Source organism: Paenarthrobacter sp. PPS72 (assembly GCF_048537125.1).
In the GTDB taxonomy this organism is placed as follows: Bacteria; Actinomycetota; Actinomycetes; order Actinomycetales; family Micrococcaceae; genus Arthrobacter; species Arthrobacter nitroguajacolicus_E.
The window spans coordinates 261,888-281,309 of the sequence record NZ_JBLYIE010000004.1 but is presented as its reverse complement, the minus strand read 5'-3'; the positions used below and the strand labels follow the sequence as shown (position 1 = coordinate 281,309).

The 19,422-nt window shown below is 60.6% G+C and carries 25 protein-coding genes; 14 read left to right on the top strand and 11 right to left on the bottom strand.

Translation table 11 applies throughout. The features are described 5' to 3' along the window. The first annotated feature begins 51 nt into the window (after positions 1 to 51). Positions 52 to 591 (top strand): GIY-YIG nuclease family protein, encoded by a 540-nt coding sequence (locus ACLRGI_RS02745; protein ID WP_419200180.1) that lies wholly within the window; start codon positions 52 to 54, stop codon positions 589 to 591. 245 nt (positions 592 to 836) lie between these two features. Here the strand turns inward: ACLRGI_RS02745 and ACLRGI_RS02740 are convergent, their stop codons facing one another. Both ACLRGI_RS02740 and ACLRGI_RS02735 read right to left on the bottom strand, forming a co-directional pair. After that, complete coding sequence (locus tag ACLRGI_RS02740) at positions 837 to 1,055, bottom strand: hypothetical protein (RefSeq protein WP_419200179.1); 219 nt, start codon at positions 1,053 to 1,055, stop codon at positions 837 to 839. A 597-nt stretch (positions 1,056 to 1,652) separates the two neighbouring features. Next, positions 1,653 to 2,012 (bottom strand): hypothetical protein, encoded by a 360-nt coding sequence (locus tag ACLRGI_RS02735; RefSeq protein ID WP_419200178.1) that lies wholly within the window; start codon positions 2,010 to 2,012, stop codon positions 1,653 to 1,655. Between the two features lie 79 nt (positions 2,013 to 2,091). Here ACLRGI_RS02735 and ACLRGI_RS02730 point away from each other — a divergent pair, with 79 nt between their 5' ends. From ACLRGI_RS02730 to ACLRGI_RS02715, 4 genes are all read left to right on the top strand, one after another. Then, on the top strand, positions 2,092 to 2,322 hold the full coding sequence (locus ACLRGI_RS02730) for a hypothetical protein (protein ID WP_419200177.1): 231 nt from the start codon (positions 2,092 to 2,094) through the stop codon (positions 2,320 to 2,322). Positions 2,323 to 3,395: 1,073 nt separating this feature from the next. After that, complete coding sequence (locus ACLRGI_RS02725) at positions 3,396 to 3,527, top strand: hypothetical protein (protein ID WP_419200176.1); 132 nt, start codon at positions 3,396 to 3,398, stop codon at positions 3,525 to 3,527. 17 nt (positions 3,528 to 3,544) lie between these two features. Continuing rightward, positions 3,545 to 3,847 carry a hypothetical protein gene (locus ACLRGI_RS02720; RefSeq protein WP_419200175.1) on the top strand — a complete coding sequence of 101 codons (303 nt, stop codon included), beginning with the start codon at positions 3,545 to 3,547 and terminating at the stop codon, positions 3,845 to 3,847. Between the two features lie 405 nt (positions 3,848 to 4,252). Further along, positions 4,253 to 4,570 carry a hypothetical protein gene (locus ACLRGI_RS02715; RefSeq protein ID WP_419200174.1) on the top strand — a complete coding sequence of 106 codons (318 nt, stop codon included), beginning with the start codon at positions 4,253 to 4,255 and terminating at the stop codon, positions 4,568 to 4,570. Positions 4,571 to 4,887: 317 nt separating this feature from the next. Here the strand turns inward: ACLRGI_RS02715 and ACLRGI_RS02710 are convergent, their stop codons facing one another. Together ACLRGI_RS02710 and ACLRGI_RS02705 are read right to left on the bottom strand one after the other, a co-directional pair. Next, complete coding sequence (locus tag ACLRGI_RS02710) at positions 4,888 to 5,100, bottom strand: hypothetical protein (RefSeq protein ID WP_419200173.1); 213 nt, start codon at positions 5,098 to 5,100, stop codon at positions 4,888 to 4,890. 115 nt (positions 5,101 to 5,215) lie between these two features. Further along, complete coding sequence (locus ACLRGI_RS02705; protein WP_419200172.1) at positions 5,216 to 5,806, bottom strand: SDR family oxidoreductase; 591 nt, start codon at positions 5,804 to 5,806, stop codon at positions 5,216 to 5,218. Between the two features lie 67 nt (positions 5,807 to 5,873). Between ACLRGI_RS02705 and ACLRGI_RS02700 the strand changes: the two genes are divergently transcribed. From ACLRGI_RS02700 to ACLRGI_RS02690, 3 genes are all read left to right on the top strand, one after another. Further along, the gene (locus ACLRGI_RS02700; RefSeq protein WP_419200171.1) at positions 5,874 to 6,206 is read left to right on the top strand and encodes a metalloregulator ArsR/SmtB family transcription factor; all 333 of its coding nucleotides are present in this window, start codon (positions 5,874 to 5,876) and stop codon (positions 6,204 to 6,206) included. A 131-nt stretch (positions 6,207 to 6,337) separates the two neighbouring features. Next, entirely contained in the window at positions 6,338 to 6,934 is a 597-nt protein-coding gene (locus ACLRGI_RS02695) for a hypothetical protein (RefSeq protein WP_419200170.1), read from the top strand. Positions 6,935 to 7,380: 446 nt separating this feature from the next. Continuing rightward, positions 7,381 to 7,608: a hypothetical protein gene (locus ACLRGI_RS02690; protein ID WP_419200169.1), complete on the top strand. Its 228-nt coding sequence runs from the start codon at positions 7,381 to 7,383 to the stop codon at positions 7,606 to 7,608. A gap of 213 nt (positions 7,609 to 7,821) precedes the next feature. On the opposite strand, the gene ACLRGI_RS02685 is transcribed toward ACLRGI_RS02690, so the two are convergent. The 5 genes from ACLRGI_RS02685 to ACLRGI_RS02665 all read right to left on the bottom strand — a co-directional run bounded on the left by ACLRGI_RS02685 (position 7,822) and on the right by ACLRGI_RS02665 (position 11,898). Further along, the gene (locus ACLRGI_RS02685; protein ID WP_419200168.1) at positions 7,822 to 8,307 is read right to left on the bottom strand and encodes a hypothetical protein; all 486 of its coding nucleotides are present in this window, start codon (positions 8,305 to 8,307) and stop codon (positions 7,822 to 7,824) included. Positions 8,308 to 9,066: 759 nt separating this feature from the next. Further along, positions 9,067 to 9,768 carry a hypothetical protein gene (locus ACLRGI_RS02680; RefSeq protein WP_419200167.1) on the bottom strand — a complete coding sequence of 234 codons (702 nt, stop codon included), beginning with the start codon at positions 9,766 to 9,768 and terminating at the stop codon, positions 9,067 to 9,069. A 25-nt stretch (positions 9,769 to 9,793) separates the two neighbouring features. Further along, positions 9,794 to 10,459, bottom strand: coding sequence for a hypothetical protein (locus ACLRGI_RS02675; RefSeq protein WP_419200166.1), 666 nt, complete (start codon positions 10,457 to 10,459; stop codon positions 9,794 to 9,796). Next, positions 10,456 to 11,061: an RNA polymerase sigma factor gene (locus ACLRGI_RS02670; protein ID WP_419200165.1), complete on the bottom strand. Its 606-nt coding sequence runs from the start codon at positions 11,059 to 11,061 to the stop codon at positions 10,456 to 10,458. The genes ACLRGI_RS02675 and ACLRGI_RS02670 overlap by 4 nt, the downstream gene beginning before the upstream one ends. Before the next feature lie 174 nt (positions 11,062 to 11,235). Continuing rightward, positions 11,236 to 11,898: a hypothetical protein gene (locus tag ACLRGI_RS02665; protein WP_419200164.1), complete on the bottom strand. Its 663-nt coding sequence runs from the start codon at positions 11,896 to 11,898 to the stop codon at positions 11,236 to 11,238. A gap of 191 nt (positions 11,899 to 12,089) precedes the next feature. Here ACLRGI_RS02665 and ACLRGI_RS02660 point away from each other — a divergent pair, with 191 nt between their 5' ends. The 3 genes from ACLRGI_RS02660 (at position 12,090) to ACLRGI_RS02650 (ending at position 13,727) form a co-directional block, all read left to right on the top strand. Beyond that, on the top strand, positions 12,090 to 12,725 hold the full coding sequence (locus ACLRGI_RS02660; protein WP_419200163.1) for a TetR/AcrR family transcriptional regulator: 636 nt from the start codon (positions 12,090 to 12,092) through the stop codon (positions 12,723 to 12,725). A gap of 226 nt (positions 12,726 to 12,951) precedes the next feature. Next, entirely contained in the window at positions 12,952 to 13,416 is a 465-nt protein-coding gene (locus ACLRGI_RS02655; RefSeq protein ID WP_419200162.1) for a hypothetical protein, read from the top strand. Beyond that, on the top strand, positions 13,416 to 13,727 hold the full coding sequence (locus ACLRGI_RS02650; RefSeq protein WP_419200161.1) for a transcriptional regulator: 312 nt from the start codon (positions 13,416 to 13,418) through the stop codon (positions 13,725 to 13,727). The genes ACLRGI_RS02655 and ACLRGI_RS02650 overlap by 1 nt, the downstream gene beginning before the upstream one ends. 169 nt (positions 13,728 to 13,896) lie before the next feature. Here the strand turns inward: ACLRGI_RS02650 and ACLRGI_RS02645 are convergent, their stop codons facing one another. Continuing rightward, positions 13,897 to 14,592: a TetR/AcrR family transcriptional regulator gene (locus tag ACLRGI_RS02645; protein ID WP_419200160.1), complete on the bottom strand. Its 696-nt coding sequence runs from the start codon at positions 14,590 to 14,592 to the stop codon at positions 13,897 to 13,899. A 99-nt stretch (positions 14,593 to 14,691) separates the two neighbouring features. Here ACLRGI_RS02645 and ACLRGI_RS02640 point away from each other — a divergent pair, with 99 nt between their 5' ends. From ACLRGI_RS02640 to ACLRGI_RS02630, 3 genes are all read left to right on the top strand, one after another. After that, the gene (locus ACLRGI_RS02640) at positions 14,692 to 15,969 is read left to right on the top strand and encodes a glycosyltransferase (RefSeq protein ID WP_419200159.1); all 1,278 of its coding nucleotides are present in this window, start codon (positions 14,692 to 14,694) and stop codon (positions 15,967 to 15,969) included. A 21-nt stretch (positions 15,970 to 15,990) separates the two neighbouring features. Next, on the top strand, positions 15,991 to 16,659 hold the full coding sequence (locus ACLRGI_RS02635; protein ID WP_419200158.1) for a hypothetical protein: 669 nt from the start codon (positions 15,991 to 15,993) through the stop codon (positions 16,657 to 16,659). 281 nt (positions 16,660 to 16,940) lie between these two features. Then, on the top strand, positions 16,941 to 18,146 hold the full coding sequence (locus ACLRGI_RS02630) for a hypothetical protein (RefSeq protein ID WP_419200157.1): 1,206 nt from the start codon (positions 16,941 to 16,943) through the stop codon (positions 18,144 to 18,146). 255 nt (positions 18,147 to 18,401) lie between these two features. On the opposite strand, the gene ACLRGI_RS02625 is transcribed toward ACLRGI_RS02630, so the two are convergent. Next, on the bottom strand, positions 18,402 to 19,322 hold the full coding sequence (locus tag ACLRGI_RS02625; RefSeq protein ID WP_419200156.1) for a hypothetical protein: 921 nt from the start codon (positions 19,320 to 19,322) through the stop codon (positions 18,402 to 18,404). Between the last annotated feature and the right edge of the window lie 100 nt (positions 19,323 to 19,422).

Below are 19,422 nucleotides of genomic sequence, written 5' to 3'. Positions count from 1 at the left end.
GCCTGACTCTCCCGCTCGTGTCTGCTATTTAGTTGACGATACTGTTGCGTCGTGACGAACAGCTATGACCAAAGCGATTTGAACATCTACGGTGCCGAGGATGACTTCGAGATGGACGCCATTCTCGATGCGCTGGACGAGGCGACTTCGTCGATAACGCTCGACTCCGCTGAGCTTGCGGGCAAGGATTGGAGTCGGCTCCTTGCGGCGCCGAGACGTGCTGCAAGTGGCCTGACCCGCGCGGATCTGCCGAATGAGCCGGGGGTTTACCTGTGGTCGCGTGGTGGGGTTCCGCAGTATGTTGGTACGGCGACGAGTCTGCAGAAGCGGCTCTCGACGCACCTTGGCGGAGGTGTGAGCCTTGCGGGATCTTCGTTGCGTCGGAATGTATGTGAGCTGCTGTTTCAGATCCCGCCCAATGTCACGGGCAATCCGAACCGGCAGAAGGTGACGACTGGGCAGGCGACAGCGATTCGGAGCTGGCTGCTGGGCTGTGATGTTTCCTGGCTCCGAGCACGTACTGAGCGTGACGCTGCCGCGTTGGAGGCTCGGCTTCGGCATGTATTTCGGCCGCCGTTGAACCGGGTGTAGCCCTCAAGCTACGGACAGCGAGGCCACCGTGGCCATTCGCGCCTATCGGGCGATACCGCATGGTCCTACGGGCCCGTCACCTGCTGACGAGGACGTTGTCGTGGACCTTGCTCCAGCCCTCGGATTCAAGGGCCTGGGTATCGAAGCCGGTTGTCACCAGCTTCGCCGTGGGCTGTCCGATGTGGCCGACAGTGACGATTTCGCGGTCCCCCGTAATCCTGTCGCTACAGCCCGTGACCCATTGGTCAGGAGGCGCTGGTGTGATCAGAACCTTCGGCTGCGAAGTACTTCACTCCGGCGTCCTCAATGAGGAATCGGAAGTCGGAGGGCATTTTCGGGTCTAGGCTCTCAACTTCGGCCGGGAAATCGTCTTTAGCTTCGGCTGTCCTCTGTACAGCAGCGATTCCTGCATAGCTCGAGCACCCGGTCATTACCAGAAGAGCCGCAACGGCGGCAGTCGTCATCAATTTTCGGTATTTCATTGTTCCCCCAAACAGTTTGTATGCCCACCCTACTGGCGGTTGGAGCTGGCGCTGGTTCGCTGATGCGAAGCATGTGTCTGTCGAGGTCGCCCATTCCGGCGAACGGAAACTTGAGCATGTGTTTGATCTACGCACCGGCTCCTATCCGCCAAAACTGCAACCGTTGTCGCGTCTTGACCTCCAAGTAGCGCGCCACTTCTCTGAGATGAAGGCCGGCCCGTAAGGGATTCCTCAGCGCGCGTTTTAAGGCGAGCGAGGGATCGGCTTCTATGCGCTATTGCTCGAGCGCGGCTGGCAGGAGGCGAATGGCCTTCGGTCCAACTCCGTGAAGCGCCGCGAGGTGATCGAGGCCGATGCGCTCTGCATCATGCAAGGTCCGTACCCCTGCCTCCGCTAGTGCCCTGACGGCTGGAGCGCCGATGTTCGGCAGAGGTCGAGGGGCGTCCATGAGTTGAAGATTACGCACGTATCGACCGCCCGTTAGGCGGTGGCTCAAAGGGCGCAGATGTGCCCGAGTGTGGATCGCTAAGTGACACCGAAGAACCCTGCAAGTTGTCCCAAGCCATTGGCCCGACCTCGTCAGGGGGGGACCGATGCGATGAAGTCCTGGAGCTCCTTCCACCCCACATCGTGCCGCACGGCGGATCCGAGCTGCACCCTTCGCTGGGCAAGGACCGGCCACTGGCTACGGAGCACGACAACGCCCTCGCGGATCGATCCCTCAAGGGCATAGAGGTTGTCCACAATTCGGGCAAAGCGGGCCGCAGCCGACTTGGGGTCCTCTCGCAGCGACTCGTAGGCGTCAGCTCGACTCCAGAGCTCGGGTCCGGAATGCACGACGTTGTCCATGCCATCGCGACGCCTATAGCGGATGCCCCTCGCCGGGGGTAATGCGGATCGATCATCGAAGAAGTTCGCCAGCGGATCGAGCAGTAACAAACTCGGATAATAAAGCAGTGCGTCGCTCAAATCCGCGCGCAAGGATGCTTCGCTTCCGTAAGCGCTCGTCCATCCACCAATGAGAGAGGATTTCAAACCGGGGAAAGATGCAGACTTCGCTGTCACGACCCTCGGTGGTACCCAAGAGAAAGGTGCTGACAACCTCTACTTCGATATCACCATCAAGAACTTGTCGGAAGAAGGCGTCTTGGGACGTAGTGATGTCGAGTTAGTTGCTAACAGTGCTAAGGACGGTGACTATGATGTCCGTACGGTCCAGGATGACAAGGTGAAAGCCTTACTGGAATGAAAATCTCAAACCAGGGCAAAGCTCACCTATGAGAAGTGGTTGGAATTTCAACGACGCTTCTGAACCTACCTTTACAGTCCGCATTGATGGACTCGGTGGAAATAGTGTCACTTTTTCACACAAGTAGCAGCCAAGTTGGCTGACGTTTTAAGACGAGCGGCATCGTGGACGGCGGTTCACACGTACGAGGCGTGAAGATCGCTCAGACTGTCATTCATGTCGTCCTACGCGCAAATTTGCAGCCGCGATGCGTACTGGTCAGCGTTGCGACTCGCCGCGCAGATAGATCCGCCGAATGGCCATGACGACGCACAATGGCCGTAGCATACTCAACTGAGGAAATCTTGCGCCCGTCGGGTTCGCAGGCATCGAGCACGACGAAGGGTGTACCACTGTGTCCCAATCCCCGAGTGTCAAACTCCCGTGGCACCAGAACTTCGCCAATTGGTTCATTCTCACGGGGATCATTGGCACGTGCGTGATGGGTTGGTTCGCGGCAGGCCAGCCTGGCGTTCCACTGAAGGATGGTGATTACGGTTGCCGTACACCAGCGCAAGGTGGTATTTCGATTCCTGGGCCGGGAGCGACCGTCGTCAACGGCCGAGTAATTGACGCATGGGATTTCGATAGTTCAAATGGAACGACGCCATCCGTCCCATTCAGCAATCCTGAGCGCAAGAACCCCGGGATGTTCACGATGACGAGCGTTGGACCGGGTGGTTATAAGTACGAGTTCGAATGCACGTATTAGCGAATAGCAACACGGGTCGCGACGCGATGCAGCCGAGTGTGTGAAACGTTGCGAGTTTGTGCGTTGCGTCGGCGTGAGAACGAGAGCACGTCACGGCAGCGCGGGAGCGAAGCGGTAGCGCGTCGGGGCGGAGCGCAACGTTCGAGAGAGTTTTCGTTGGTTTTGCAGTTGTGCCCATGACGGTTCGGCTCACGATCAGGCGGTCGTTCAAACTCCAGAACACGTAGGCGGGGCCGCTACAGCTGTCCAGGGAAAACCAGTGCAGCAACTTCGACATGCGCTAGCCGAACCCGATAGGCCGGCATTCTTAGTCGATCTTCATATGACTGTTGATTCCGTAGCCCGAAATAAGGCCCTCGTTGTTGCGGCTCATTCCTATGTCGGTTGGGAAGCCGGCTATGAAGCCGCCAGTGGATGGCTCACCCAGATTGCCCTAGTGGCGGACCCGGAGTAGCCATCGACCGTGGATTGGTGAGTTCGCGCATGGGGATCGTGCTGGTGACGCCCGCCATGCTCGACAAGCTGCGTACAGACCGCAGCATTGCGAGCAATGCTGCGGTCTGTACGCTGCTGCGCCGAAGCCTCTTAGTACCAGTCATGCACGGGGTAACGTTCGAGGAGCTCGACCAGGTCACCCCGACACTCGCGTCGCGTGGTGGATTCAGCACGGCCGAAGAGCCCATGGAAGACATCGTCGTGAAGATTGCCGAGCTCGTCGGAATCGTTACGGAGGAAGAGGCTGACGAACTCCGCATGAAATCGGCCGCCAATTAGCGCTGAGTAGCAAGCCTCCACCAGCGCCAATGTTTACCGTTCGGTAACGACATCAGCGGCTTGCCCGTAAGCCGTGGTTTACCGGACACCCTGGTGCCCGGTAAAGGATCCTCTACCGGGCGCTAGGAATTTGCTGGGGACCCAGTGCAGCAGACCTACGGTCCAATTGGCATATTATCCTCAAGTAGCCGCGTAGGATTTGGGCTTCTGACTGGGCTAGCTTTGATGGGGCTCTCTGCACAGCAGGGGCTGTGTCAGTCGGAACACCGCCGATCAGACCTTCGATATGCAATGGACAGTGGGATAAATATGTCGTCAGAAGGTGGATTGATCGATGGTCCCACCGCGTTCATTTTGTGGCGATGGCGCTACCGGTTTACGACGATATCGCTTGCCATCTGCCTAGTGACTCTGATTATGAACAACTCCGGGATGCCGCAGTCCTGGTTCACCAACACCATGGTCGCCTGTATGGCGGCCAGTGTCATCCCTGTCATCGTGCTCATCAATTGGTGTGCCGTCCGGGAGCGCGCGGAGAAGCGGGCAGGGTATACGACTCTTAGGACGAGTCGTAACGAGCTGATGCAGCGGGATCCATACCTGGGCAGGGTCATTCGCCTGGCGGGCGCAACACCCTTGGAGCGTCAACGTTTCCTCCAGATAATTGCAGATACAAAAGCGCAGGTGACCGCTGAAGCCACCACCCGCAAACCCGTGAGCTGATCCATCCTGCGCAATTCTGTCACGATGTCGCCAGGAAACGCGCTGGTGAGCAATCAGTGGCGGAGCGTCGAGCAACGTCCGCCCTCAGCACGACAACACGTAGACGAATCGGTAGCGCCCGGTCAAGGATCCGCTATCGGAACGTTGCAGCGCCCCGGATGAGGTTCCCCTCGCGGGCTGCACCTTGCGCCAAATAGCGCCGTGAAAACACCGCCATTTATCGCTGAAGGTCACACTGGCAGATTGTGCTCGATCCGTCTCATAGACGGTCGTTTATGAGCATTCGGTTTGGATGCTCCCCACCGTGGCTCTGCCGGCTACACGTCCTTGCGCGGGCGGTGCCCGGCCCACCACTTCGTGATTAGGAGATCGCTGAGGTCAAATCGACCCTCGGGCAGCGCGGCCCGGATGCGCTCGTCGTCAAACGGGAGAGTAGGGCGGATTCCGTCGTGGAGTTCGGCTGCGAATGGCGCGGGCTCGCTAACACCTTCGGCGAGCATGCGCGCTTGTGCCTTCGCTACCAGCGGCACGACCATTGTCCACTCGGTTAGCTGCGCGAGTGCGCGGATGGCCCAGACCGGGAAACGGACGAAGACAGGCCGCCGCCCGGCGATGCGGGCGATCCGGCGAACAGCCGCGCCGAATTCAAGCTCCTCTGCTCCAAGGAGGGCGACGGTTGGGATGGGAACACGCCCCCTCGAGGGCTGCGAGCAGCACGTTTACTGCTTCCTCGACTGGTACGGGGCGGACTGTCCGGTCGCGGTACCCGACAGTCGCGAAGACCGGCCAGGTGCGCACAGCGCGTGTGGCGTGATCGATCATGTGGTCGCCCGGGCCGTAGATCATTCCCGCTTTGAGGATCGTGTGGTCTATCCCGGACTGCCGTATGAGTTCCTCTGCGGCCCACTTCGTCTCGTGGTAGGCCGAACCACAGTCGGGCCGGGCGCGGAGGAAGCTCAGCATTACGATCCGTTGTACGCCTGCCCGGCGGGCTGCCTCGATGACCGCCCGGGTGCCGTCGATGTGCACGCGTAAGAAGGTTTGGTTGCCGATCTCACGATTGATCCCCGCGCAATGCGCGACGACGTCGCAGCCGGCGAAGGCCGTCGACAATGCGTCCACGTCGTCGATCGGAACGCCCGTCCGACGGGACACGATAACGGCGTCCGCGGTGTCCAGCCGCTCGGCAAGGTGACGCCCGACGAACCCGGTACCGCCGGTGATGGCTACACGCATGGTATTGCTCCTTCGCTTATTAGCAATTAAGCTACAATGTACATAGCAATTGTGCTATATTGCAAACATGACAGACACAGCGTCAGACATCTTCGCCGCCCTCGCGCATCCGACGAGAAGGCAGATCCTGCAAGACCTCAAGGACGGCGAGCTGGCCGCGGGTGAGATCGCGGCGCGGTTCCAGGCCACTGGCCCGACAATCTCCCGGCACCTGAGCGTGCTGCGCCAGGCCGGCCTGGTCACCGAACGGCGCGACGCTAATCGCATCCTCTACTCGCTTGCAGGTGAACGACTTGCCCTCTCGGTCGGTGACTTCCTCTCTACCGTCTGCCCCGAGCAGATTGTGCTACGCGAAATCCGGAAGCGCAGCACTGGCCCGACAGCGGAGACACAAGTTTGACCGCCATCACTACGATCCTCACGCCCTGGTATCGACGCACACCTGGCCGGGCTGGAGGTGGCGCGGCACAGCCAGGCTCCGTTGCCCCAACAGGCATTCTCGACTATGAAACACCGGGGATCGCACGGCTGGTGTCTCGCTCGCAAGACCTCGCACAGTCCAGCGAGCAGGTGGCTGTGCTCCAGGCTGCTCACACGATCATCCGCGATGAGGTGCGTGCCGTATATGCGCTGGAGGAGAGCACTCCAGCTTCTAGAACGCTCGCTCGCGGCTTCGGGTCATGCAGCCAACGCCTCGCAATTCTCGAAAGTGCAGCGCGAGCCATCGGAGTTGCCACAAGAGTGCGCGCCCTACTCATCGATCGATCCTTCTGGTATCCGCGCTTCCCACACATCGGCCTTGCGCTTCCGGACCGGATACTGCTCGCGTGGCCGGAATTTAGCCTTGACGAGTGGCGGTCTGCGTCCGAGCTCTTCGGTACGATCGGATGCCGCGGAGGCGGATCATTCACGAACCGCGGCTCGGAAACGCTGTTCGAAGCCGCTGGGCGTTGCGCCGTCGACTGGGATGGCAGAGCAGACGACAATGCGTATAACCTCTCACAGTTCGTCCGAGCCGACTACGGGTACTTCGCGAACCGGGATGACGCCTTCAGGGAACTCGGGCAAACCCTGTGTGCACCATCTCGCGCAATCGCGGACCCCATTCTCCGCCACATCACCGCGTAACTACATCCCAGTTCGGTACTAATCGGCTTACGGCGGCCGGGGTGACATTTAGCTCTGCGAAAATGCCGCCACTTATCCCTGCGATTCACAACCCTGCCGCTTTGTCGTTTTCAGAAGCTAACTGCACTGACATCCCTGTGGTTTGCGGGAGTAGTGCAGTCGGCTAAGGACACGCTGGTGTCCGAAGTCCTATGCACAAAGCGTCACTTTGATCAGCGGTCGAGCGCTAAGGCGCGAGGGACGAAGGTTCCCGATGCTTTGGCCCGCTGGTCGGAAAGTCACGAGGACGAAGCGGCGCGTTGAATGGCCCGGTAGACGGTCCCTCACCGGACACTGGATAGTTTCCTTGCATGGACAGAGTTTGGCAGCTCACGATGCCGGCCTGGGCAGTTTCCGCGATCGTCTGTGCTTGAATCAACGCGTGCTCCTTATACTGACAACAACCGGTGACCGCTGACATGCCGCGGCCACCCCTTGACGAGTTCCTAACCGGGGAGTTGAACGACTTCATCCGGGCTCAGCTCCTCACGGCAATCGAGCAGTTGCAGACTGGGCGGCGATACTTCACGTACAACGCATTCAACGTGCTGCTCGACGCGGAAACAGACACAGCGACAGTTGAAGATGAGTTGACGTTGATCGCCAGAGCACGGTGGCGCTTGAAGAGTTTCTGACGCTTCTGCGAGCCACCGAGGGTTCATAGTCGATTGCTCCTCGCGGGTCCTCTATCGGACACAAATTCGCAGTGCAGATGACTACTGACATTCAGTGCAGTCAGCTTCTGAAAATGACAGGTACCTTTAGCCGGTGGCCTGAAGGTCGAAAATGCGCCGATCCGAGATTGGCCGGGCAAACGCCCGGTAAGGGATCCGCCAGCGGACAACAGGCTACTCGAGGAGAGTCTTCACCCGATCGACGTACTGCTGGCACAAGAGTTCGTAGTTCCTCTCATACCTGTCTAGATTTTCGGATTCGTCGGGCGGCAGTGTGAAGTACTTCCCGATTTCGAAAACTGACGTGCCGTCATCCGCGGTATGCACAACGTACTGGAATCGCGCTGCCGGATCTTCGTCCCCCATGTAGCGGGTGATTGCCAGTTCGCATGGAATCTCCTCCATCACTTCCACGGCGGACACGTTTTCGACGCCAGCATGCACCGAGATGAATACCTGAATCTCACCGAGACCTTCCACGTCAGGAGCACGAAAACCACAAACAACGTCCGGTGAAAGGAGTGGGCCTTTCTCCGCTGGTTTGATGAGGTCCCAGATCAGCTCGGGTGTGGCCCTGATCGCGGTGGACGCTGACACGAAATACACGGGGGCTTCGGTCAGGGGCGACGTTACTGCTGACCTTTTGAACCAAGGACTCATGGCGTGAGTGTATATCGACACGGCGGACCAGTAAGCAGCCCCCTTGGTTCTTCCGGAGCTCTGGCCGTTCCGACGTGTCCGGTAAAGGATCCCCAACCGAACGCGGAGGCGCTCGTCAGCCCCCCCTTACGGGACGAAGTGAGCTGCCGGAAGCAGAACAGTGTGGGGCGGTGGTCTGGTAGCGTCGGGCAACGAACACTTGGGGGAATATTGGACAGCAAATTTGCCAGGGTAAGACCTGATCGACCACGTCTAGCCGGGGTCCTGGCTACGAGCTTCTGTTCGCTGGCAGTTCTGCCCGCGATTTCATCCGCTCTTATCGCTGGGGCCACCATTACGTCCGTACTCACCGGGACTGGGGCTACGTCCAACCAGGCGCTGCAAGTTAGCGCCGTTCTGGCAACCTTTTTGGCCGGCTTAGTGGCATTCGTGATGATGCGACGAAGCGTCACCGCCCGTAAAACATGGGTTTGGGCGGGCTTGGCCATCATCCTGGTTGTAGCAGCATCCGCACCTATAGTTTGGGTTGCCGTACAAGCCTTCGCCGAGGAGTGGTGCGAATATCAACCCGGTGGCAGAGGCGGCGCCCAAATTCGCTCGGTTGATGATGTTCCGGTCCCGTGCCGTTAGGCCCTTGGAGAACCACGGCTCCCCACGTAGCTTTCCTTCAGCCCCGATTTCTCTTCGCTTCCGATGGCGCGATTTCAAGCCATACTCGGTTTCGCAGTCCGGGAGAGGATCCCTCAGGGTGCGTTGGTTCTATGTGGCGAGGGAAGGGATTCCGAGTTCGTTGCAGACTTCGGCTGTGCCGGGAAAGACTCCTACTTTCTCGTCGATGACGCACTCTGTGAGGAATGGGATGTAGTTGCCGAAGGTCCGGATGTTGGGGTCAGGATAGAGGGGGTTGCCGTTCTGATCCCTCGCGGGTTCGGCCAGGGTGCGTTCGGCAGGGAATCCCGCGGGCGGGGAGACAAAATCGTCGGGTACTAGATTATGGTTGATTCCATTCAGGATCATGACTCCCGAGTCCCAGACGCGGCTGCACTGGTTAATTGGATCGGCCACCTGCAAGAGTCCCGAGCTGGGATCTTCGGGTGTTGGGTTGGTTTTGCCATCAAACCCGACTTCCTCAATTCCTGTCCTCACAAAGGGCGGCCGCGCGGTCTCCGACGAGCCCTCAACCTGATATTCGGAAGCTATATCGGCGCGGTGGTAGCAGCGGATGTCGCGTTTGTCTTCCACTGCGACAGGGGCGAGGCCCGCGAGGGGTGTGGCCGCTTGGGAAGGGCCAGGTATTGCTGTGAAGACCGAGTCGCTTGCCGGCGCAGTCGCGTAGGCAGCAGCGTCTGCGGGTTGATCAGGTACTGCCGCGATGGCGCTGGCGAGTGTTGTTGAGGTGTAGTAGATCCCGCTGGCAGCGATGAGGGCTGTCAGGCTAAGTGCAGCGGTGGACTTCTTCATGGTGTGCCTCTTCTGTAGGTCTTGGCTATTTTTCGAGTGTGGGGATGCCGAGCTGGGCGCAGACTTCTGCGGGCCCAGGAATGACGGCTACGGCGTTATCAACGACGCATTCGGTCAGGAAGGGGATGTAGTTGCCGAAGGTCCGGATACTGGGATCGGGGTAGAGGAGGTTGCCGTTCTGATCCCTTGCCGGTTCGGTCAGGGTGCGTTCGGCAGGGACTCCCGGGGGCGGCGACACGAAATCATCGGCGACGAGATGATCATTGATTCCTTCGATGATCATGACTCCCGAGTCCCATACGCGGCTGCACTGGTTGATGGGGTCGTTGATCTGCATCATGCCGGCGTTTGAATCATCCGGGTTGGTGTTGTTCTTGGCATCAAAACCCACTTCGAAGATTCCGGTCGTGATGTACGGGGGCTTGGTCTCTCCTGGTGAGTTCTCGACCGGATAGGTGGTGGTGAGGTCGGCTTGGTAATAGCAGCGGATGTCTCTTTTGTCCTCCACTGGTGCCAATGCGACGTATACGCCAGCGGCGGTCGAACCGGCCAACGCCAACCCGGCAAATGTCATAACTGCCGGCTTTCGCCACCACGGGACATGTTTGGGTTCCCGTCGGGCTTCCTGAATGAGGAGCGCGCGCACGGCCTGTTTCGTGTCGTGCGGGTACTGGACGTCTGACAGATTCATGACAACCTCGATTCCAGGGCTGTGGGGTTTCCCGCGATGCCGCCGAGCAGATGGGGGGCGGCTGAACGAAGTTTTTTCTTGGCCCGGTTGACTCTCGACCGGACAGTGCCGACGCGGATGCCAAGCGACGCGGCGGTTTCTTCGTAGCTGTACCCGTTCATCACGCACAGCAGCAATACATCCCGCTCGCCATCGGTGAGCGCTTTGGTACCGGCTAGAAGCTCTTGTACCTGCCGCTCGGTGGCTATCCGTTCGACCGCAGCTGTGGCGTGATCCGGAACAAATTGGGTGTGTGGAAGGCGGTCCAAAAACTGCTCGTATCTACGAGCGGAACGGGCACTGTTTCGTGCAGCGTTGGTAGCAACGCCCAGCAGCCACGGCAGCAGCGAAGCCCGCTGCAAGGTCAAAGAGCCGCGTTGCCGCCACGCTTCCAAGAACGTGACAGAGACCAACTCTTCAGCGTCATGCCAGGATCCCGTCCGACTTAGGCAATATCGAAAGACGGCATCCGAATGCCGGTCGAACAACAAACCGAGCGCGTCCGCGTCCCCATCAACGCACCTCGTCCATAGCTCAGCATCCTGTTCCCCCAAGTCGTTCATACCTAGTAGTGTCCGACGCCTGCAGAAAAGTTCCCGCATCAGAACATAACCGGGCTGCCGCGCTTTCCACGCTTGAACAAAGCTATGCCCACGTCCCCGAACTCGTCTGGCAAGAACTGTAGAGGGTTCCCCCGTCCGGCACGACAACTTGTACTGACCGAATCGGTGGGCGGGCTAAACTGCTGCGGTGGTGGACCCGGATCGATCAATTGGCCGACGACGAGCGCCGGTTTTAACGAGGACAACGGAGACTACGGCGATCCAGAGGAAGACGGGTTGGAAGGAAACGATGAACAGCGGTATCTGTGTGATTAAGACCGGTCGCAGGATGGTCACGATACCGGCGATGACGCCAAACCAAGCGAGCCATCTGGGCAGCCCTCCCGCGCGCAGCGAGCTCAGGCTGATCGCGACGATGACCACGCCCAAAGCCACCTGCCCCTGAGCAAGAGCGGTGAACCACAGACCCTGCAGCAGAAGAGCGGAATTGACGTCGAGGCTATAGTCGGGGGTTGACCGAAGTACCACGGCGATACCGGTCGACAGTGTCTCGGACAGCAGCCCGCCGGCGAGAAAGATTGCCGAGCCGATGGAGACCACCCCATTTAGCCATTCGGAGTGCTCTGTCCGGTTGCTGACGTGCCGCATCCCCGCGAAGAATCCGATCGCAAACACGAAGATTAAGTTCGATAGGGCGAAAAAGACGACCATTTGGTCCACGTTCGCTCCGTCTTGGAGGTACCCGGCAAATTTCGGGCCAGCGCCCGCATCCCAGTAACTGGGTGTCCTTTGCAGCGCTACAGACAGTGGGCCGTTGATCACGATTGCCGCAACCATCCCGATTCCGCACCAACCCGTAAGGCGACGCGCTCTCCCATGGAGTAAACGGTGTTCCTGCACCGCCGCTGGAAACTTCGCGTTGCCCTTCATTTCTGGTGAGTTTGCCACTGTCCGCTCCATCTCACTTTAGTGGAACTCTAATGAACAAAGTTATACTCCACTTAGTTGCCCGTGACTATACTGACTTCATGATTCCTCCCAGCCGAATGACGCACCGGCAGCGTCAGGCTCAGGAAACCAAGGACCGCGTTATTGCCGCCGCGCGGGCGCTTATGGCAGCCAACGGATGGGCAGCCACTACCATTGATTCCATCGCCGCGGAGGCTGGCGTCGCCCCGCAAACGATCTACGCGGCGTTCGGAAATAAGCGTGCCTTGCTCGCAGGCATGCGCCACGCCATGTTGCGGGACTCGAAGATCACTGAATTGATGGCCAACGCGGCGGCCGAACCGGACGCTTCCCGCCGCCTTGGGCTATGGGCCCAAATGGTACGTCAGCAGATGGAGACGAGTTATGACGTCATCTCCATCCACCGCCAGGCCGCGGCGTCTGACGCGAAGGTCGCCGCAGACTACCGCAAAGTATTAGACAGCCGTGCACGAACCCTCGCGGAGTTTATCCACGGACTGCGTGCCGATCTCCCTCGCGGTATAAACGAAGCAACCGCAAGTGACCTCCTATGGTGCTTCTCGAACGAGGCAATCTATCGGGAGCTTGTCGAGGAACGAGGCTGGTCGGCGGACCGCTACCAGCAATGGCTAGCGGCAACCTTGGTGGCGCAACTGATCACCCAGCCGATCACAGGCGCGGTTCTACCGCGGTAAGATCTGCAAGTTGTCCGACCCCCTGATTTCGCGCAACCATACGACTGACGGATCACTGACAGAAGGCCTGAGCGTCCGCCAGGCCAACCGCAAACTGCCCCGGTGGAGGAATCCCTCAGCGGGCACTGGTGGGCCTAGTGGACGACCGGCTTTTGGGACGCTGAAATCAACTCACTCCGATCATCGGCTCTTGACTTTCCACATAAGAAAACGTTAGTTTTCCGATATGGAAAATAGAAGCGGAGAAACAGAGGCAACCGCAGCTCGCAAAGCCCTTGCAGCGCTCCGGCAGGACACATCGAGGGCCGCCCAGAGGGCCCGTGCTCCGTTCTGGTACCGCCTCGGGTTTGCACTGGCGGTGGTTGCATTTGTTCGAGCTTTCGGATTGGAAGACGGCGCATTCATCTTGGTCATTTCCATCAGCGCCGCAGCTGCGGTAGGACTAGGCCTTGTCCGCCCCTGGGTGACCAAGACCCAAGCCGATCCCTGGGCCGACAGCCCGGCCCTTCGATGGGGGCTGCTCCAAACGGCTGCCGTACTCGTACTCGGGGCGGCCGGCATCCTCCTCTTCACCATGACAAAAGAGGGATGGGTGCTGTGGCTCGGATCCGTCCTCGCGGGGGCCGCATGCCTTTGGTCAAGCGCCCGAATGGAGAATGCACTCGCCAATTCGATCCGCGAGAATCGATAATGCCTGCCCAAGAATCTCCGGTGCCAGCCTCGGACGACGTAATTCACAGCCCATACCGCCTGCGTATCTGCAGCCTCCTGCACCGGCTCGGCGACGCCGAATACCAACTCCTGCGAGACAGCCTGGACATAAGCCCTTCAGTTCTCAGCAAACACCTCAAACGGCTGGAGGAAGCCGGCTACATACAACTCTCCTCACGCACGGTCAACACCCGCCCACACGGCTGGGCCTCGCTGACGGAGACGGGCCGAAAAGCCTTCCTCTCCCATGTGGCATACCTTGAACAGATCATTCGCGACGCTGAAACCTAGCAATGGCCCATGCACTGATGGCGCTGCGCAATAATGCGTCCGGTCAAGGATCCTCCACCGTGGTAGTGGTGGACTGATCGGCCTTGCAGGTTGGTTGGGCATGCCGTTTTGGTTTCTTATGGCAGGCCGGAGACTAGTCCGCAATCGCTCTTGAATCCCAACGGGAAAGCTAGTGCGTGGTATCCAGGAGCAGCCGCGGGAGTGCGTGCTTGAGCCACTCCCCGAGGTGATCGACGGTCCAGCCCCGATCAACCGTGAACGCGAGGTAGGACTGCGGTGACAGCGTCGTGGCGAGGACGTCCGCCCCTTCCTCGACACTAAGTCCGGCTCGCAGCCAGCCGTACCGGGCCAGCGACTGCACTATGCGCACGCATCCGTCGAGCCGGAGCGCTTCGCTCCGCACCCACCACTCGGCGATGTACGGGTCGGACACATATGCGGCATGGCCAACGTCACTGATCGCGGACGTGCGCGCGTACACCGGCAATACCGCGTCCACCCAGAGCTCGAGCGCCTTGACTCCGTCAGGCTCTGCCAGCGCACGGTTAAAGGCCTGTGTCTCGTCGGGTCGCCCGATCTGCCCGTCCCGCGTGCGACCGAGGACGGCATTGCCCACGAGCTCTTCCAGCAAGCCGCCCTTCGTGCGGAATCCGAGGTAGACCGTTTGAACGGCAACCCCGGCTCGCTGGGCGATGGCCGTCATGGTGGTGTCGTGATAGCCGCGCTCCGTGAACTCGTCGAGCGCGGCATCCATGATCCGCCACCGGGTTTCAAGGGCTTTCTGTCGGCGCACACCGCGGTGGGCGGCAGACGCGCCTGGCAGACGAGTGTTCGGGCGCTGGGGCTCACGAGGGGACGGGGGCACGTCGACAAGTCTACTAGACTATTTCACTAGTGGCGCGCTACAGTAAGTTGGGAGGGGAGATCTTCCTCGGCATCATCGTCATTCCACTGGGGGGTGCACGTGAAAATTCTTGTCGCGACAGTCCCTGCAGCGGGGCACTTCAACCCGCTCACCGGGCCCGCCGTTCGCCTGGCTGAACGCGGCCACGATGTCAGGTGGTATGCGGGTCCTGAGTACGCGGCCCGGGTCGAGCGTCTCGGCCTGGAGGTCATCCCCTACGCGGAGGCGACCGAGATCACGGCCGACAACGTGAACGCCGTCTTCCCCGAGCGCCGGAAGCTCAAAGGCCCCAAGGCCATCGAATTCGATGCGGACGTCTTCTTCGCCCGACCGGTTGGGGCACAGTTCCACGACATCCGTGACGCCCGCGAGCGATTCCCGTTCGACGCTCTGCTGATCGACGGCGCGTTCTATGCTGGCTACCTCGCCGCGAAGCTTCTGGATGTGCCGGTGTTCGTGATGGGCTCGATTGCCGCTCCGACGCTGCGGGGGAGCAACCCGATCACACCGTTCTTCGGACTGCGTCCGGCTCGGACTTTCGCGGGCAGGATCGTCAATCGCATCGCTCGCGCCATGCTCCTTTCGGCCAGCCGGAAGGCTGTCGGGACGTTCAACCGATTCCTCGCAGAGGAAGGTCTGCCCAGCGTGACTGCCGAGGACTACCTCGACTGCACCCAGCAGCCGGACGTCGCGCGTCGAGTCTTCAATGTGGGGCTTCCCGAGCTCGACTTTCCCGACGCATATGTTCCGCCCAACACGGAGTGGGTAGGCGCGCTGCTGCCGCACCGTCTGAGGGCTACCGCATCGCTGGATCCGCGCATTCTGGAGCGGTCGGGTCAGGTCGTGGTCGTCTCGCAAGGAACCGTCGACAATCATGACCCGCGCAAGCTCCTGATCCCGGCGATCGAAGCGTTCGCTGGCGGCGACCGGCTGCTCGTTGTTGTGACCGGCGGCGTTGGAACGGACGCTTTACGATCCCGCTACCAGCGCGACAACCTGCTGATCGAGGACTTCGTCGACTTCGACGTGCTCTTCCCGCACACGGAGCTCTATGTCACCAACGGCGGACTCGGTGGTGTACTCCTCGCGCTCAGCCACGGCGTCAGCCTGCTCGTTGCGGGCACTCGCGAGGGCAAGGGCGACATCAACGTCAGACTTGCCTACCGCGGCCTGGCAGTGGATCTCCGCTCGGAGACACCCTCCGCTGGCGCGGTCGCGCGCGGCGCGGAGCGTGTGCTCCGGGACAAGGAGATGAAAGGTCGGATCGCCGCAGTCCGGAGGGCCCTCGCCGAATACGACTCAGTCGGCATCATCGAGCGCGGACTGCTAGAAACTTGAAGTGGAAAAGGAGCATGTGAGATGGACACCGTGCAGATCGATTCCGACGTCCGCGCTGGCCGCGCTCGAGTGCGGGCAGCGGCGCTGAGCATCCTCATTGGAGCACTCCTCGGGGTCACCTGGGCCGCCGGATTCCGGGCCTTCATGGCAGAGATTGCAGGCCCCGAGTCCACTTTCGGCTGGTACGCAACGTTCGTCGCCGTGCTCGGCGGCGCAGGAATCGTCGGCGGACTGTTGGGCTGGGCGGACCACATCCGCCGCACGGGCGATCGGCCGCCCTGGCGGTGGCTCGCATTGTCGCCGCTCATCTTGGGTCTCCTTCCCCTCACCGTGCCGGGGACGCTCGCGGCACTGGCGCAGGGCATCGGCACGGCCGGGATCGCCGTCGCGCTCATCGCCATCGGCCTCGGCTACGCCTTCGGCGGCCGGGGGCGCCCGTGGCTGCGCGTCGTCGTCGGCGCCTTGTCGGCTGTGGCTGCGGCCGCCCTCGTGGCCTTCACTCCGCTGATCAGCGAGGGGCGCATCTCGTTCAGCGACCCGCGCGGCGCATGGGCGGGAACGCTCGCTCTTGGTTCCGTCATCGTGCTCGGACTCGCGACGTCGATCCCGTTCCGCCCGGTGCTGCCGCTGATACGATCTGCCGATGCGCCGCCGGCCGTGTTGAAGGACCGTGCGCCGGACTCAGTGTGATCCACCGCGGTCGACTGAGTGAATCGGCCACAGGCCTCTGAGCGGCTCGCTTGAGGCCGGTCGGCACCCCCATGGTTGTTGTTGCTGACCCATCGACCGCGGGATCGAGGCCGTCAACAGCCTCGGCACACGTCGAAACAGACTCGCAAACACAATCAACACCACCGGCCGGCACCACAATGAGCGGCCCCGGGACCCACAAGCCCAGGAGCCGCTCATCTGTGCCTATTAACAACGAACACGGCAGGATCTATACGCGTGCAGCAAGCTAGGCTGAGCCGGTGTCCTACGATTTCTTTGTTTACGGTTCAGAAGCGCTCAGCCATGAAAACGTCGCAACCCGCATCAACAACATTCGCGGGCTGAGCTTCGACCCTGCTGAAAGCGGGCCCTCCGATGCACAAGCCTGGGGCTTTCTGGTCAACCGTGGCACTCAACGAAATTACGGCTTCACGGTCGAGGGTCCTTATCCTGACAGCGGGGATGACATTGACGATCGCCAGGCGAGCGTTGTCATTCCTGGGATCAAGTACCGGTACGACATCAGCGTTGAGGGCTGCGGTCCTGCAACGGAAATCCCTCATGCTTGGGCTTTCGCGAAGAAACTGGCCAGGGCTGTGAGCGGGGTGGCCATAGATGCGCAGACTGACGGGACGTGGCCGGAGCCAAAGGCGCCCCCGCTCACGGCTTATGAGGAGTACTACAAGCATCTGTCGCCCGGGGAGTTCGTCAACGGTGTCACGGCGCAGTGGTACTTCATTCAGAACGAGGACGCGGTCACACTGGGACAGAAGTACTTGGATGTGTGCAGGGAGCACCTTCCGCAAGCGCTGCCCAGGAATTACCAAAGGAGCCTTGGGAACAGGCCTTGGGAGCGCCCGGACGACGACTCCTCATTTCTGGAGGCGCTGCAGTCCAATAAGATGCCGTGGCTGCAAGCTACCGGCTCGGCCTTTGTTCAGAACCTCGGATTTTCAAAGCTGGTCGACGATGCGGATTCGGCACCTATGCATGTCGGAGCCATCTCTTTGAGCCTGTCAGCTTATGGAAATGGTGATGCCGGTACAGTGCCTGCGTTGAGACCGTTCTTCCTGGCGCTTGCAGAACGAGTAGGGGCCTTCTTTGCAAGCGCCGAAATCACGCGAAGCCATGTGACGGCCGAAAAGATAAAACGAACGGAGGAGGCGTCAAACCAGTGGTTTCGGGGCATGTGGCGCGGCCTTCCTGCACACCCCGTCTGGTGGAGCTATTTCGGTCCGCTCTACTCTGAACTTGTCGGGCCTCACCTGACGGGAAACGTCGAGGAGGCGCACGGGGCACTGTTTCACAGCTACGGTGACAAACCCCTCAACCGCGATGAAATCATGGCCCTGCTCCCAGGATCGGCATCCGGTTGGTTGCCCGGAGACCTCACCGCACCCTTTGACTTCTGCCGACCCCAGCAGCCGGTAGCTGCCACCATACCGTCGCCACTGAGGGCGCCATGAGTCGGCCCAACTGCGATGCGGACCCAGGCCCTGCACCGGTCCGGCAACCATCGAGGCAACTTAGACCCGCGGCGTACGGTGAGGGATCCCCTTACCGACAGCTCCGCGGCATCGAACTGCAGCTAGCCAACAATCAACTTCACTCTGTGGGAGCCAGCCCCGCCATGGATGCTGGCAATCGTGCCACAACTGGAAGCCGACGACGGCGGGTGCTGCCGCCGTCGTCGGCTTCCTTATCCAGTGAGTAAGCGGGCGTCAGCCGAACACCCTGGTACCAACAGGCAGCGCGGGCATGGACGAGGCCCCGCCGCCGAGGTCCTTGTCATTGACGGTCAGGCCGGTGGGGTCGTAGTAGGCGGCTACCTGACGCTGCTTGATGTAGCCCAGTATTATCTGCCCCTTTGTATCGCACTTCCGGGCGGTGATGGCCGTGAAATTCTGCCAGCCATTTGACGCAGCCGGGCGGATCGTTTTGGAGCTCCACTGGGTGGGTGTGGCATCCGGGATGAGGTACTGGCGCAGTTCGCCGGTGGAGAGGGTGGCCATCAATACGGCCACGGGTTTGCCGTTGACAGCAACTGAGGGCGCTGAACCGATCGATGTGATGGAGGCGCCTCCGCCGAACACCTTGACCGTGCCGGTGATGGTCCGGGCGTATGAGTCGATGGTGTAGCGGTAGAGCTCGCCGCCGTTGGTGAGCCGGAAGACGAACTGCTGGCCCCGGACATCGGCTGTGCCGCTGTAGGTGGTGGTGATGGACTTCTGGAACCAGCCGTTGCCGATGGTTGTCACGGGACCGTCAATGGAGTGCTTCCAAGTGCCGTCAGGTTGGAGATCCCGCCGTTGATCGTAGAACTTCGCCTTGCCGTCCGAGGAGGTGCCGAAGTAAGAGAACTTGCCGAAGGTTTCATCCCCTAGTCCGCCGGTCTGCGTCAGGTAAGTCGCATCGAAGGGCACGGGCGACGACCAGCTTCTGTTCTCCCATTGAAGCTTGCCGCCGTTGAGGAACACGGCACCGAGATTACCGTTAGGTTCCACGGTCAGCAGGGCGCCGTAGCAGTCGGTAGGTGTCGGCGTGGGAGTGGGATAGGCTGTGGCGGCGTTGGCTGGAGCGGCTCCGGAGAGCGCCAGCGCGCATGCGGCGAGGCCCCCGAAAAGTTTCGTGGTGAGTTTCATGATTTTCCCCCAAGGACTGATTGGTAGTCCCTCGATAATCGGGCATGCCCAGCCACTGCGCTATGGGGCGAAGTACCCACCCGGCATGCGCTTCGCGGCT